General features: G+C 44.2%; 11 protein-coding genes and 3 tRNA genes. 10 read left to right on the top strand and 4 right to left on the bottom strand.

The features are described from left to right. Positions 1 to 15 precede the first annotated feature (15 nt). From mscM to rsgA, 3 genes are all read right to left on the bottom strand, one after another. Complete coding sequence (mscM, locus tag HFU86_RS18145) at positions 16 to 3,357, bottom strand: miniconductance mechanosensitive channel MscM (RefSeq protein ID WP_108478803.1); 3,342 nt, start codon at positions 3,355 to 3,357, stop codon at positions 16 to 18. Positions 3,358 to 3,406: 49 nt separating this feature from the next. Next, positions 3,407 to 4,300: an archaetidylserine decarboxylase gene (gene asd, locus HFU86_RS18140; RefSeq protein ID WP_036948913.1), complete on the bottom strand. Its 894-nt coding sequence runs from the start codon at positions 4,298 to 4,300 to the stop codon at positions 3,407 to 3,409. A 133-nt stretch (positions 4,301 to 4,433) separates the two neighbouring features. Then, positions 4,434 to 5,486, bottom strand: a complete 1,053-nt coding sequence (gene rsgA / locus HFU86_RS18135; RefSeq protein ID WP_187129780.1) for a small ribosomal subunit biogenesis GTPase RsgA — start codon at positions 5,484 to 5,486, stop codon at positions 4,434 to 4,436. Positions 5,487 to 5,623: 137 nt separating this feature from the next. On the opposite strand from rsgA, the gene orn reads away from it, so the two are divergent. From orn to HFU86_RS18105, 6 genes are all read left to right on the top strand, one after another. Beyond that, a complete protein-coding gene (orn, locus tag HFU86_RS18130) occupies positions 5,624 to 6,166 on the top strand; it encodes an oligoribonuclease (RefSeq protein WP_036948917.1) in 543 nt (180 codons plus the stop codon). 83 nt (positions 6,167 to 6,249) lie between these two features. Beyond that, on the top strand, positions 6,250 to 6,492 hold the full coding sequence (gene vapB, locus HFU86_RS18125) for a type II toxin-antitoxin system VapB family antitoxin (protein ID WP_036948919.1): 243 nt from the start codon (positions 6,250 to 6,252) through the stop codon (positions 6,490 to 6,492). Then, on the top strand, positions 6,485 to 6,892 hold the full coding sequence (gene vapC / locus HFU86_RS18120; RefSeq protein ID WP_132496330.1) for a type II toxin-antitoxin system tRNA(fMet)-specific endonuclease VapC: 408 nt from the start codon (positions 6,485 to 6,487) through the stop codon (positions 6,890 to 6,892). Before vapB ends, vapC begins: the two co-directional genes overlap by 8 nt. Positions 6,893 to 7,114: 222 nt before the next feature. Beyond that, positions 7,115 to 7,190: transfer RNA gene (locus HFU86_RS18115), tRNA-Gly, on the top strand. Between the two features lie 40 nt (positions 7,191 to 7,230). Next, positions 7,231 to 7,306: transfer RNA gene (locus tag HFU86_RS18110), tRNA-Gly, on the top strand. Positions 7,307 to 7,362: 56 nt separating this feature from the next. Then, positions 7,363 to 7,438 (top strand) — tRNA-Gly (locus HFU86_RS18105). 701 nt (positions 7,439 to 8,139) lie between these two features. On the opposite strand, the gene queG is transcribed toward HFU86_RS18105, so the two are convergent. Next, positions 8,140 to 9,297 (bottom strand): tRNA epoxyqueuosine(34) reductase QueG, encoded by a 1,158-nt coding sequence (queG, locus tag HFU86_RS18100; RefSeq protein WP_132496331.1) that lies wholly within the window; start codon positions 9,295 to 9,297, stop codon positions 8,140 to 8,142. A gap of 214 nt (positions 9,298 to 9,511) precedes the next feature. Between queG and tsaE the strand changes: the two genes are divergently transcribed. From tsaE to miaA, 4 genes are read left to right on the top strand one after another with little or no spacing between them, the layout of a single operon-like run. Continuing rightward, positions 9,512 to 9,976, top strand: a complete 465-nt coding sequence (tsaE, locus tag HFU86_RS18095) for a tRNA (adenosine(37)-N6)-threonylcarbamoyltransferase complex ATPase subunit type 1 TsaE (RefSeq protein ID WP_036948926.1) — start codon at positions 9,512 to 9,514, stop codon at positions 9,974 to 9,976. Positions 9,977 to 9,990: 14 nt separating this feature from the next. After that, on the top strand, positions 9,991 to 11,328 hold the full coding sequence (gene amiB / locus HFU86_RS18090) for an N-acetylmuramoyl-L-alanine amidase AmiB (protein WP_132496332.1): 1,338 nt from the start codon (positions 9,991 to 9,993) through the stop codon (positions 11,326 to 11,328). A 12-nt stretch (positions 11,329 to 11,340) separates the two neighbouring features. After that, positions 11,341 to 13,305: a DNA mismatch repair endonuclease MutL gene (gene mutL, locus HFU86_RS18085; RefSeq protein WP_187129779.1), complete on the top strand. Its 1,965-nt coding sequence runs from the start codon at positions 11,341 to 11,343 to the stop codon at positions 13,303 to 13,305. After that, positions 13,298 to 14,239: a tRNA (adenosine(37)-N6)-dimethylallyltransferase MiaA gene (miaA, locus tag HFU86_RS18080; protein WP_154628849.1), complete on the top strand. Its 942-nt coding sequence runs from the start codon at positions 13,298 to 13,300 to the stop codon at positions 14,237 to 14,239. The genes mutL and miaA overlap by 8 nt, the downstream gene beginning before the upstream one ends. Positions 14,240 to 14,324: the final 85 nt, after the last annotated feature.

Below are 14,324 nucleotides of genomic sequence, written 5' to 3'. Positions count from 1 at the left end.
GCTCCCTCAATAAACTTATAGCTCACCAGTACCACGAGGTGGGTTTCGACCAGAAAGGTTATTTGTGGCGCTTTGAATCGAATTACTGCGCACATCCACACGGGCTTGGAACGGTGGGAATGGCAATGTAATTCCTTGTTCTGCAAAGGCTTCTAAAATATGCTGATGGATTTCGTGGCGAGCCGGTAAACGGTGCCCCATTTCACCTGCATACACCCGCAGCTCGAAAATTTGAATCCCTTGCTGTAGGTCCACGAGATAAACTTCAGGATTCGGGTTATCCAAGATCATGGACGAGCGTTTTGCGGCGCGCAGGATAATCTCTGTCACTTTTTCGCTATCGGCATCCGCAGGAGCAGGGATGGTCATCACGATACGGGTAATGGTGTCGGTCAGAGACCAGTTAATAAACTGTTCAGTAATAAATGCCTTGTTCGGCACAATAATCTCTTTTCGATCCCAGTCCGTTAAGGTAGTGGCGCGGGTATTAATCTTAGTGATACTACCGGTTAAGTTACGGATAGTGACCGTATCGCCGATACGGATCGGTTTTTCAAACAAGATCATCAAACCAGAGATAATATTGGCGAAAATTTCTTGTAAACCAAACCCGAGCCCGACCCCCATTGCAGCAATAAGCCACTGCAGTTTTGACCAGTCGATCCCCAGCATTGAGAAACCGACAATGGTTCCGATGATGGTGATGCTGTACTTGGTCAAGGTACTGATGGCATAACCGGTACCCGGTGTTAAATCGAGATGCTGAAGAACCGCCAGTTCTAATAGTGCAGGCAAGTTTCTGACGAGCTGTGCAGTAACGATAATCACCAAAATAGCGATGAAAATCGACCCCATTGTGATGGCTTGAACGGTTTCGACTCCATTGATGGATGAGGTCACATCCCACAGGCGAATATTTTCAAGGAATGAAAATGCGGTATGTAATTCGGACCACAGCCAGATTAACGAGACCAGCGCTATCATAGTCAGAATGGAGCGTACCAATCCAACTGATTGGGAACTGATAGTATCAAGGTCAAGAACCTGCTCTTCGATATCAATATTCCCTTCACCGCTAGCATTGGGTAATTGAGAGTCTTCTTCCCCTTTAGCTCGCTGGGCTAAGATCTCCGCACGGCGCTGTTTTGCTCGCTCGAAGGCGAGTTTGCGGCGCTGCATCGACATCCAGCGCTGGATTGTGTGATAAACAATTAGAATCACAAACCAAATCGCAACAGAGGTTTCGAGCCGCGCTAGTAGTGCTTGAGACGTTGAGAAATAACCTAATACGGAGAAAAATGCAGCAATCACCGGCGCAATGAAAATGAGCCACCATAATGCGGTATTAACTAAGTTTTCACCGGAGCCGTGCCTGTCCAAATACAATGGAATTTTAGAACGGCGTAAGTTGTTGGTAATTAGGCTTAATGCGACGCACAGCACTAAGAAGCAGAGGCGGCCTAAGGTCGCGGAGAACTCTCTTTCGCTGTAATGTTCAAAGGTGATGATTGCCATCACTAACGGCACAATCACAAAAATGGCTAATCGATAATGGCGCATTGCGCGCTTAACCGCGTCTTTATCCCAACCAAAGTGGGAAATGAACAGCCCGGTTGGGCGTGAGAATGTTTCACTGATCATAAACAGCCAGAGCAGCGGGGTCGTTGCGCTAACGCCGTAGCCAATGGCCGCTGCCATCGGATATTGCCATGCACTTTGTAAGCCATAACCAATGGCAGACCACATCATTGGAAGGGGGAGTGCGACAATAATCGACCAGAAAATAGTACGAACGGTTAAATAGAAACGGTCTTGTGTGACTTTACCAATGCGTAGACTCGAGCGGTCTAAGAACGCTTGATAATGGCGGCGCGTGCTGACACTGAAAATCACTAAGATAATGGAACCTAGCAGGTATAAGAACGAGTCTTGGCTAGTGACCATCACTTGTAGTGCGCCCGTTAGCTGGGAGAGAGTATCCAGTGAAAGTAGCTGGGTCATGTCAGTAACCACAAGTACCGGATAATTAATGCTAATCGGTGGGACATCAGCAACCCAGAATAGATAACGGTTTGAGGCGTCTTTCACCTCTTTTAGCGCATCAGTTAATTGTCCCGTTGCAACATTGAGCTTGGTCAGCTCTAACATTTCGCCATCAAAGCCCGAAATGAGAGAGGTTAATAGCTCTTTGCGGGTCTTCATCAGTGATTGATAAACCTGCGACTGGGCAGGACTTAAGTCATTAGCACTTTCTTGCACCGACACATCGAGCTTGGATAAGCGTTCAAGCATATCTTCATAATTTAACCGCTGAACACGTAAATCCGCCATTTCACGGTCAAGCTGCTGACTTTTAGGGATATCTGGAAGGCGAGAAAGCTGTGTTCGAAGCGCTTCCCCTAAGGAACTTGAGCTGCTGATCCACTGGGCTTGTTCACGGATAGTGGACAGTGCTTGTCGAGCATTTCGAATGCTGGTGGAGATTTCGGCTTGGTTGGTGGTGATTGCACTCATGCGCTGAGCTTGCTCGGTCAACTCTTGGGACATTTTGCGGTTGATATCGAGCTGCTCTTTTAAGAACGGGGTCAATTCACCCTGTTCTGCCAACATTTCGGTATGCTCTAACGCCAATATTGCTTTTTGTTGGCGTTGGGTATTTTGAAAATCACGGAGTTGCTGAAGTTCAAGCTCTAGGCGCTGATAACGCTTTTTCTCAAGCTCTAGCGCCATTCGAGAAATTTCTTGGCGGTTATTGGCTGATAACTGCGCCATTTCTAGCTCGTTCACAATCGATTTGCGAGCGCTTACTTCGGCTTGAGCTAAGGTATATTGGGCTTCAGCTAACGGTGTTGTTGGCGTATTGAGCGATTGGAATCGCGTTGAGGCATCCGTTAACTGGCGTCGTGCTTCAGATAACTGCTGTGGCAAGAGATTCAGGGATTCGCTGATTTCGCGTCCTTTGTCTTGCTCTTGCTGCATCAAGCGCCCTTGATCAAGTAGCTGGCTGCTGAGTTGGGTAATACGCTGCTCGAGTTCACTTAAGCTAATGCTCGTGGGGATAGCGGGCGGCGTATCGGTTTCATTGAGCAAGTTTTGACGGATTGTTTTGATAATTCTAGGAAAATTATCAATAGCATCTTGGTAAGACTTTGCCTTATTGTCCGCATCTCGAGCTTCATTTATCCAGCTTAATGCCCCTTGCAACGCTTGAGCAATCTCAGCATCCTTGGGGTTTTTGCTTGGATCAAGCTGTTTGAGCTCCTGTGTAATCTGTGCTTCATCTTGCGCGGAGGCTGGCGCCGCTTGGGATGAAAAAACGATTAACAGGCTAAGTAAAAAACTGATAATCAAACGCACAGTGAGGAGCTCCTTCAGCGATAGAATAACTTAATTATAGTTTAAATGATTAGCTAACAGTTTCAGTGCGTTGCTGTTCATCCGTTGATTCAGCTAACAGCTCACCCATGCGGGTTGCATAGCCAGGAATCAATGAGGCATTAAAGCGAATTTTGTTAGGCTCAAACAGGTTAATAACAGTAGAACCCAGTTTAAATAGACCCATTTCTTCCCCTTTTTGTAGGAAAATAGCGCCTTCTTCACCTTGTGCAGGATACGTCCAACGTTTAATCACGCCTTCACGTTGTGGGTTAACACAACCGCTCCAAACCGTATCAATGCTGCCTACAATGGTTGCACCAACTAAAATCTGTACCATTGTGCCAAATGGGGTATCAAACACGCAGATCAAACGTTCATTACGCGCGAATAGGTTCGGCACATTTGCTGCGGTTAATGGGTTAACGGAGAACAGATCGCCAGGGACGTAAATCATCTCTGTTAATAAGCCATCACATGGCATATGCACGCGGTGGTAGTCGCTTGGGGATAAATAGGTTGTGATAAAATCACCACCACGGAATTTATCCGCTAACTGATATTGACCAGCAAGCAGGGCTTCAACCGTATAGTTATGACCTTTTGCCTGAAAGATTAGGTCATTATCAATAGGTCCTAATTGGCTAACGGCACCGTCCGCAGGTTGTGCAAGTTGATGTTCAGCTTCAACAATTGGGCGCGCGCCATCTTTCAGCGTACGGATGAAGAAGTCGTTAAAGGTTGAATATGCAGTCAATTCACTTTTTTGAGCTTCATTCATATTCACTTTATAGGCTTTAGCGAACAGCTTTATTGCCCATTGGGTTACAAACCCGACGTTTCGACTAGCAAACCATCCTGCAAGTTGAGTAAGCCCTTGTTTAGGAAGCATAAATTGCAGGCGGATTTTGATTTTATCTAGCACGTTAACCTCTGAATTTTAAAGGTAAGTTAGTGAAAGGGCGCTATTGTAACTGAAACTAATCCGCTTTCGAATTATTTCAGAAAACGGATGAAATGTGAGCGCCCACTAACTTATTTTAGACTGATTTTGGGGGTTATTTCTCTTTGGCAGTAAAGTTACCACGCAGTTTAACTTGTTCCATACTTTCTAAAATACGGTGATAGTTTTCAAAGCGTGATTCGGCAATTTTGCCGTCTTCCATTGCGTCTCGCAGTAAACAGCCGGGGTCATCTAAGTGTTTACAATCGCGGAATTTACAGCCACCAAGGTAATCTTTAAATTCGACAAATCCTTTGGTCACTTGTTCCTTTGTCAGATGCCAGAGACCAAATTCACGCACGCCCGGTGAATCGATGACATCACCACCCTGTGGAAAGTGGTACAACCTGGATGCAGTCGTGGTGTGTTGTCCTAAGCCCGAGGTATCAGAGACATCATTGACTAAGATTGCGGCTTCATTTTGAGGCAACAGCGTATTCAACAAACTGGATTTACCGACACCAGATTGACCAACAAAGACTGACACGTTACCGGATAGGGTGTTAGTGAGTGCTTCCATTCCTTCACCGGTATGGCTGGAAACTTCGAGCACTTGGTAGCCAATGTCGCTATAAATTGTCATTAAATCACTGACCCACTCGCGATTTTCTTCATCTAGCAAGTCAACTTTGTTTAAGACAATAATCGGCTGGATCCCAGTGGTTTCGCAGGCGACTAAGTAGCGGTCGATAATATTGAGCGATAATTCAGGTAAAATCGCAGAAACCACGACAATTTGGTCGATATTTGCGGCGATAGGTTTTAACCCATCATAATAATCAGGACGAGTTAAGACGGAGTGGCGCTCATGAACGGCTTCGACAATGCCGTTCACTTTGATATCACTCTGTGTGTTTAGCGCAGGACGCCAGACAACTTTGTCCCCGGTCACTAAAGATGAGATGGTTCGACGCAGGTTACAACGCTGTATAGTGCCGTCTGAGGCTTCAATATCCGCATGCTGACCAAAGCGGCTAATCACTAAGCCCTCTTGAGCCTCACCTAATTGGCTATCATCAATCTCAATAGTTTTCTGCTTTTTGAGTCTTTTTTGATGATTTTCTTGCACGCGGCGCTGTTGGCCTTTCGAAAGTTTCTGCTTAGCCACCTGACCTCTCTCACTTAAATAATTTGGCGTCTATATTATAACCGATAGGGATATTAATGAAAAACAACATACCTATAACGGATAGAACGAAGGGTGTTATCATACCTTAACTCCACCGTATTCAGTTAGGGCATATCATGCAAAAGAATGAGAATAATTTAATTTGGATCGATTTAGAAATGACCGGACTCGATCCTATTCGTGATCGTATTATTGAAATAGCTACTATTGTGACTGACAGTAACCTGAATATCTTAGCCGAAGGCCCTGTTATCGCGGTACATCAAACAGAAGAGCAGCTGGCATTGATGGATGAGTGGAATGTAAACACCCATACTAATAGCGGCTTAGTCGAGCGTATTCGTAAAAGTTCCATTGGTGAGCGTGAAGCAGAGCTGGCGACCATTGAATTTTTAGAAAAATGGGTACCAAAAGGCGCATCGCCTATCTGTGGGAATAGCGTAGGGCAAGACCGCCGCTTCTTATTTAATTATATGCCAGAGTTAGAAAGCTATTTTCACTACCGCTATCTTGATGTGAGTACATTAAAAGAGTTAGCCCGCCGCTGGAAGCCTGAGATCCTCGCCGGATTTTCAAAGAAAAACACCCACCAAGCGCTGGATGATATCCGCGAGTCAATTGCTGAGCTGGTATATTACCGAGAAACGTTTATTAAATAACTTGCTCTAAAGTGCTCAATATTGCAGCAACTCTAATGGTGCTATATACTCAAGCTATATGGCACTATTTAGGAGGAATCATCATGATCCTACACAGTAAGGTTTTTATGAGTAATCGGACTCAAAATGTTCGTTTACCCGCAGAGTTACGGTTTCCTGATGATGTGAAAGAAGTCACCGTTAGAATGAAAGGTAAAGAGCGTATTATTACACCACTGCAAAATACGTGGGATAGCTTCTTTTTAACGGAAACTTCGGCCACGGATGATTTTTTAGTTTCGAGAGCAGAGCAAGTTCCTACCCCAAGAGAATCTTTCGATGATTAAATACTTGCTTGATACTAATATTGTTATTTTCACCATCAAACGACGACCTGCAGCATTATTACCAAAGTTTAACCAGCATGCTGACCAATTGGCAATTTCAACAATTACGTTAGCAGAGCTGGTCTTTGGTGCAGAAAAAAGCATGAATCCAGAACGAAATTTAGCCGTTGTTAATGATTTCGTTTCTCGGCTTTGCGTGTTGCCTTATGATGAAGCGGCCGCTTGTCATTACGGTGATATTCGAGCAAATCTCGAAAAACAAGGTAAAAAAATCGGGGAGAATGATCTACACATAGCGGCTCACGCTAGAAGCAAAGGGCTTATCGTCGTTACAAATAATACTCGCGAGTTTGAAAGGGTTGATGGTTTAAGATTAGAGGATTGGGTCACTCCATCATAAAAAGGCGCTAAGGTTAACAAACTTAACACCTTGAAATGCTTATTTAACAAACGGCGACGACAAAATCATCACTATGATTGTTTTATCATCAAACGAACAAAAAAATAAAAAATTTGAGTTCAAACGCTTGCTAGTATCTTAATTTCTCGTATAATGCGCTCCCCGTACCGATGAAGTTTTTATGATTTTATTGGCACGATTAAGGCACCAAGAATTGGTTACGCGGGAATAGCTCAGTTGGTAGAGCACGACCTTGCCAAGGTCGGGGTCGCGAGTTCGAGTCTCGTTTCCCGCTCCAAATTTTCTTGATGTTTTAGCTAGAGCACTATTTTCGGAATGCGGGAATAGCTCAGTTGGTAGAGCACGACCTTGCCAAGGTCGGGGTCGCGAGTTCGAGTCTCGTTTCCCGCTCCAAACTTTCTTAGTGTTTTAGTTATAATAGTTTTTAGCAAAAGCAGTACCCACCAAATGCGGGAATAGCTCAGTTGGTAGAGCACGACCTTGCCAAGGTCGGGGTCGCGAGTTCGAGTCTCGTTTCCCGCTCCAAATTTTTACCTCTTAATTTTCACTGTTTTTCTTTCTGTATTACCCCCTAATAAACATCCTATTAAACGCTAGTTTTGTGCTTACGCGTTAATACTTATTCGCCTTTTAGCGTTCATTATTTACACAAAAGCAGCTTTTGCCTTCCTTGCCCACGATCCTTTTATTATTTATGATCTTTTTAGGATCCAAGTGAGTTTTTTGCTTGCATTCATAGGCGGAGAGCCATAGAATAGCCACCCCTTAGCAATAGGGCATCCTATAAGAACTTCAGCTAAAATGGCGAACGTTCGAGCGAAAGGTAAAAAATCTTATTTTTACCGGTTCAGTTAAAATTTCTTATTAACCTGACTTTTTGATAACTTTACTTTAGTTAGTTAACTAAAATTCAGCGTTTTTTTATTACTTCTCTCCATGAGAAAGTTATCCACAACCTGAGTGGGTCTAGGTTCATTTTATCCTAGACAGAAATACTTTGCTGCACAGAGTTATCCACAGGTTAGTTATTGGTTAATTTTTGATTATCACAAAATGAATATTATTAATTTTATTTTTAATTCATTGAAATTAAAGTAAAAAACTATTTCTTCAAAATGTGCTTAGCACAACTTGCAAATCCTTTACCTATTGTCGGGTAAGCACTTTTTTATTTTATTCACATCAGTTTGACAATTGATAGATTAGGATATAAGGCTGGACTTTTTTTAGGCGTCTCGAGGTAAACCTTTAGTAATTGCCCGAACAAGACGTTTTTGTTGCGAAGTTTGAATTGTGACTCGGTTTTCTTCTCGACGCTTGAGTTGTTGTCCAATCGACCATTGGAAGTGCTCGTCTAACATAGGGTTGATCCCAAGACGACTCTGTAATGCGAGAATAATATTATCTTGATAGGGCGCATTACCCAAAGCAACGCTGATATTACGTAGCCATTTTATATAGCCGATACGGCGAATCGCCGACCCTTCCGTAATACGGAGAAATTTCTCTTCGTCCCATGAAAAAAGATCCAATAGCTCCGGCGTATGCAATGCGGCTCTAGGGCTAAAATCCTCTTCATCCGTCAACTGAGAAAAGCGATTCCACGGGCAGATAAGTTGGCAGTCATCACAGCCATAAATCCGGTTACCCATTAGAGGGCGAAACTCTTCGGGGATCGCGCTATCGAGTTCAATGGTTAGATAGGAAATACAGCGCCTTGCATCAACAGTATAAGGCTCGACAATTGCACCCGTTGGGCAAGTTGTCATACAGGCAACGCAGCGCCCGCACTGCTCTTCAACGGGTTGATCAACGGGTAGAGGAAGATTGACAAGCAATTCGCCAAGGAAAAACCATGAGCCTGAATGTTGGTTGAGCACCAGTGAGTGCTTACCCGTCCAGCCTAAACCCGCTTTGACAGCAAGCGGGCGTTCCAGGATAGGTGCAGAGTCAACAAAAGGGCGAAAATTCAAATCATCGGAGCATTCAAACTGGCTGCAATACTCGAGGATCCGATCACTAAGCACTTTTAAGCGTTTTTTTAATAGCTTATGATAATCGCGGCCAAGAGCGTAGCGGCTGACATAGCCTAGTTCTGGATTGTTTAGGGTGCTGGCAAAAGCGGCCTTAGCAGGAAGGTAGTTCATTCGAACACTAATGACGCGCAGTGTGCCGGGGTGTAATTCATGGGGTCTCGCCCGCATCATGCCGTGGCGCTTCATCCACTCCATTTCTCCATGATATTGTTTATCCAGCCATGCTTGGAGCTTGGGTTCTTCAAGGGTAAGATCCGTATCGCAAATACCGACTTGTTGAAAGCCAGCATCGATGCCCCATTGTTTAATATTTTGGGCAAGAAGGTCGAGATCGAGGCGTGTGGACATGGGAAATATCTAGGTAAAAGTGGATTCGCAGGCACTCTAACACGATCATCGGATTTCTCAAAATCTACGGATCGCGTTGGCACGATCTTGCTCGGAAATGTCCGATCTCGATGTTCCAACAATGTTAAATAACACAAATAGATCTGCTTGAGTTAAAATAGGCGTTAATATCAATATTGAATGAATTTTACCATTATAATTGGCTTCGCTAACTATGAAAGAACGCACAGTACAACTTGCTAATGAAGAGCAAACAGTCGCGCTTGGGCGCACGATCGCTATGGCCTGTAAACAAGGCGCAGTTATTAACCTGTATGGCGATTTAGGTGCAGGAAAAACCACATTTAGTCGTGGATTTTTACAAGCATTGGGCCATCAAGGCCATGTAAAAAGCCCAACCTATACACTCGTTGAGCCTTATGAATTAGCGGATAGACACGTTTTTCACTTTGATCTGTATCGATTAGCCGATCCTGAAGAACTTGAGTTTATGGGGATCCGCGACTATTTTTCAGACAACTCAGTCTGTTTAGTGGAATGGCCACAACAGGGTAAAGGCTTCTTACCTGAAGCGGATCTGGAGATCCATTTAACCTATCAAGATGAAGGGCGTCAGGCTCGGGTTGTCGCTTTTTCGACAACCGGAGAGTCGTTATTGGAAGCGTTAACGGTATTCTAAGGAACATATAGCTCATGATGAATGCATCGATGAACAGAATAACTACCAAGGGTATTTTTTCTCTTTTCTTATTATTGATGATGTTTGCTCTGGCTTTGGTGACATCAACCGCCAAAGCCGCATCTCTCTCTAATATTCAAGTTAGTAATAGCCCTTCACAGGCTCAAGTGACATTAACATTTGTTGATGGAAAGCCTGATTATTCCTACTTCCCGCTGCACTCACCAGAACGCTTAGTGATTGATGTTCAGCAACGTGGTGAAATTATTGGTTTACCGCTTAAGTTACCGAAAGGGGACTTAGTGAAGCAAGTTCGCGCTAGCCAAGCACCTGATAGCCAACACAAACGTATTGTCCTTGAGCTTTCTCAAGCTGCAAAGACTAAAGCGGTTGTTCAGCAAGTTTCTGGTCAATACCAAGTTGTCTTTACAGTATCAACAGGTAAAGGACAGACATCAAATTCATATAATAATACCGTGATGCCAGCCCAGCCGACTGCAACGCCATCCACACGTAATTCGCAGCCCGTTCAGCCGGTACAAGAAAAACCATTAAAAATGAATGCACCAGCCGCGGCTTCATCGACCACGTCAACCACACCATCAACCCCAGCAACACCAACCAAAACCTTGCCAAAAGGTACTAAGCAGGTAGTGATTGCGATTGATGCGGGTCATGGTGGAAAAGACCCTGGAGCGATTGGTAAAAACGGTTATAAAGAAAAAGACGTGACACTGAGTGTGGCGCGTAAACTGTATCAAAAATTGGATGCTGATCCGATGTTTAAGCCTGTAATGACAAGGGATGGAGACTATTTTATTTCCGTCAGTGGTCGTTCAGACGTTGCGCGTAAAAAAGGCGCCAACATGCTGGTTTCTATTCACGCTGACTCAGCACCAAACAGTAGCGCTCGCGGGGCATCCGTTTGGGTACTATCTAATCGCCGAGCAAACAGTGAATTAGGTAGTTGGTTGGAGCAACGTGAAAAACAATCTGAACTTCTTGGTGGGGCGGGGGACGCACTCAGTGGTGCAGATCCGTATTTAAGCCAAGCGGTATTGGATTTACAGTTTGGGCACTCACAACGTGTGGGTTACGATGTTGCGGTTCATGTCATTCAGCAGCTCAGAAAAATTGGTAATATTCATAAGAAAACGCCAGAACATGCGAGCCTTGGCGTACTACGTTCTCCCGATATTCCATCCATTTTAGTGGAAACTGGGTTTATCAGTAATACATCCGAAGAGCAGCTATTGAAGTCCAATGATTATCAAGAAAAAGTGGCTGATGGTATTCACCAAGGGTTACGTCAGTACTTTTTAGCGAATCCGCTGCAAGCAGCGCCAAAATAAGTGAATTAGGTTATGGCAATCCAGATCCTTTCTCCTCAATTAGCGAACCAAATAGCGGCGGGTGAAGTGGTCGAAAGACCCGCCTCCGTGGTTAAAGAGTTAGTCGAAAATAGCCTTGATTCAGGGGCTACTCGTATCGATATCGAGATTGAGCGAGGAGGGGAAAAGCTGATCCGTATTCGGGATAATGGCTGTGGGATCAACAAAGATGAGTTGATCCTCGCTTTAGCGCGCCATGCCACTAGTAAAATTGCGACATTAGATGACCTTGAAGCTATCATGAGCATGGGGTTCCGTGGGGAAGCCCTTGCCAGTATTAGCTCTGTTTCCCGCCTGACATTAACCTCCAAACCTGCTGAGCAAACTGAGGCATGGCAATCCTATGCAGAAGGTCGTGACATGCAGGTGACGGTAAAACCCGCAGCCCATCCAAATGGCACTACAGTCGAAGTGCTGGATCTTTTTTACAATACGCCAGCGCGTCGCAAATTTATGCGCACAGAAAAAACCGAGTTTGGACATATTGATGAAATCGTGCGTCGAATTGCACTTTCCCGCCCTGATGTGGCGATTAATTTGTCGCACAATGGAAAGTTAGTTAAGCAGTATCGTGCAGCGCAAGATGCCAACCAGCAAGAGCGCCGTTTAGGTGCAATCTGCGGAACGGGCTTTATGCAAGGCGCGTTAGCGCTTTCATGGGAGCACAGTGATTTAGGAATCAAAGGCTGGGTGGTTACACCGTCAACGACGTCTAGCGGAGTCAGTGATATTCAGTATTGCTATGTGAATGGTCGTATGATGCGCGATAAGCTGATCAACCATGCGATCCGCCAAGCTTATGAAGGTCATTTGGATGAGAATCAACAACCTGCTTATGTGCTGTATTTGACCATCGATCCAAAGCAAGTGGATGTGAACGTCCATCCGGCTAAACATGAAGTGCGTTTTCATCAAGCCAGATTAGTGCATGATTTCATTTATCAAGCGGTACGTACTGTATTGCTTAATGCGCTGACGGAAAATGAACTTCCGGGAATAGAGCCAGTATCCAACGAAGTTGAAAACCGGGCATCTGCGGGGGATAACTACTTTGCATCTCCGGCTTCACCAGAAATAGAGAAACCGCAAGGATCTCAACGAAGTCATGGTCAAGAGCCTTCTCTTTCTTATGGTGAACCACGAAATGAATCAGCAACGGGCAAAAGTCGCTCTTTTGCTTCAGACAATGCAGGTAAATCCAGTCCAACACCAAGCTATCAACGCTCAGAGCCAAGCTATGAACGTAAAGCGGGAGAACTGTATCAACGTTTGATGTCGATTCCCGTTGCGCCTGAAGATAAAAAACCGTTATTCCCAGAAAGAAAGCCGTTGAATGTCAATCCTGTAGGCAGCCAATCTGTAGCGAAAAGTGCGGATAACTACCAATTCGGTAAAGTATTGACAATTTACGCAAAAAACTTTGCATTAATTGAGTCTTCATTAGGGATAATCCTGTTATCCTTGAATGAAGCAAATTACTTACTCAAGCTGGCTCAATTAACGCCAGAAAATGGTGGATTAAAACCTCAACCGTTGCTAATTCCCTTAAAATTGTCACTAAAAAGTGACGAAATAGAGGTTTTACAACGTTATAAGGAACAATTGACACTATTTGGTATCGATGCCTCGATATTTCATGGAAAAGTAACAATTCATACGGTATCGTTACCGTTAAGAACGCAAAATTTATCGCAGCTTTTTTCTGATTTAATCGTGTTTTTGTCAGCAAAAGAGAGTGTCTCGAATGAAAATATCGCGCAATGGCTAGCAAATGCGATTTCTCAGGCAAAAAACGAAGAAAGTTGGAGTTTGGCGCAGGCAGTTCAATTACTGGCTGATGTTGAGCGGATCTGTCCGCAGTGGGTTACAAATCCACCGCCAACATTATTACAATTAATTAATTTACAACCCGTGGTAGCTACACTAACAAATGAGTGATTTAGTAACTCAGCAAAAACCTAATGCCATCTTCTTAATGGGGCCAACGGCTTCGGGCAAAACGGCATTGGCCATCGAATTACGCAAGCATTTGCCTGTGGAGATTATTAGTGTCGATTCGGCATTGATTTATCGAGGAATGGATATTGGTACCGCGAAGCCTAATCAAGAAGAGCTTAGCCAAGCCCCGCATCGTTTGATAGATATCCTCGATCCATCTCAGCCTTATTCTGCGGCCGATTTTCGTCGTGACGCATTAAATGTAATGGATGAAATTTCGTCTCAAGGTAAGATTCCATTACTGGTTGGTGGCACCATGCTCTATTTTAAAGCCTTATTAGAAGGCTTATCACCGCTGCCATCGGCCTCTCCTGAAGTGCGTGAGGCAATTGAGAACATAGCAAAAGAACAAGGTTGGGCTGAAGTACACCGCCGCTTGGCTGAGGTCGATCCCGTCTCTGCGGCTCGTATTCATCCTAATGATCCACAAAGATTATCCCGAGCTTTAGAGGTATATCTCATTTCGGGACAAACTTTGACTGAAATGACTCAAACAGCAGGCACAGAATTGCCTTATAATGTGTTTCAGTTTGCTATTGAGCCACAAGATCGTAAAATTTTACATGAGCGTATCGAACGTCGTTTTCGTTTAATGCTAGAAGCAGGGTTTGAAGACGAAGTTAAAGCGCTATACCAACGAGGTGATCTTCATGTTGATTTACCTTCCATTCGTTGTGTAGGTTATAGGCAAATGTGGTCTTATCTCGATGGTGAAATAGATTATGATGAAATGGTTTATCGAGGGATTTGCGCGACGCGCCAATTGGCTAAACGGCAGATCACTTGGTTGAGAAGCTGGGACAATGTTCATCGGTTAGATAGTGAACAACCTCAGCAAGCGCTTGACACCGTTATACAGGTTATTAGTGCATAGGGCTATTCTTTGTGTACAATTAAAGCGTTAAGCGTAATTTTTGAGTAGTAATTTTTAGGAATCGTAAGATTCTCATTTAAAAAAC

The organism is Providencia sp. JUb39 (genome assembly GCF_012272845.1).
Taxonomy (GTDB): domain Bacteria; phylum Pseudomonadota; class Gammaproteobacteria; order Enterobacterales; family Enterobacteriaceae; genus Providencia; species Providencia lanzhouensis.
This window is presented reverse-complemented; position numbering and strand designations above follow the sequence as displayed.

Excerpts from the sequence above, each read along its gene's own strand:
- orn (WP_036948917.1), top strand. The coding sequence starts at position 5,624 with ATGCAAAAGAATGAGAATAATTTAATTTGGATCGATTTAGAAATGACC.
- vapB (WP_036948919.1), top strand. The coding sequence starts at position 6,250 with ATGATCCTACACAGTAAGGTTTTTATGAGTAATCGGACTCAAAATGTT.
- vapC (WP_132496330.1), top strand. The coding sequence starts at position 6,485 with ATGATTAAATACTTGCTTGATACTAATATTGTTATTTTCACCATCAAA.
- queG (WP_132496331.1), bottom strand. The coding sequence starts at position 9,297 with ATGTCCACACGCCTCGATCTCGACCTTCTTGCCCAAAATATTAAACAA.
- tsaE (WP_036948926.1), top strand. The coding sequence starts at position 9,512 with ATGAAAGAACGCACAGTACAACTTGCTAATGAAGAGCAAACAGTCGCG.
- amiB (WP_132496332.1), top strand. The coding sequence starts at position 9,991 with ATGATGAATGCATCGATGAACAGAATAACTACCAAGGGTATTTTTTCT.
- mutL (WP_187129779.1), top strand. The coding sequence starts at position 11,341 with ATGGCAATCCAGATCCTTTCTCCTCAATTAGCGAACCAAATAGCGGCG.
- miaA (WP_154628849.1), top strand. The coding sequence starts at position 13,298 with ATGAGTGATTTAGTAACTCAGCAAAAACCTAATGCCATCTTCTTAATG.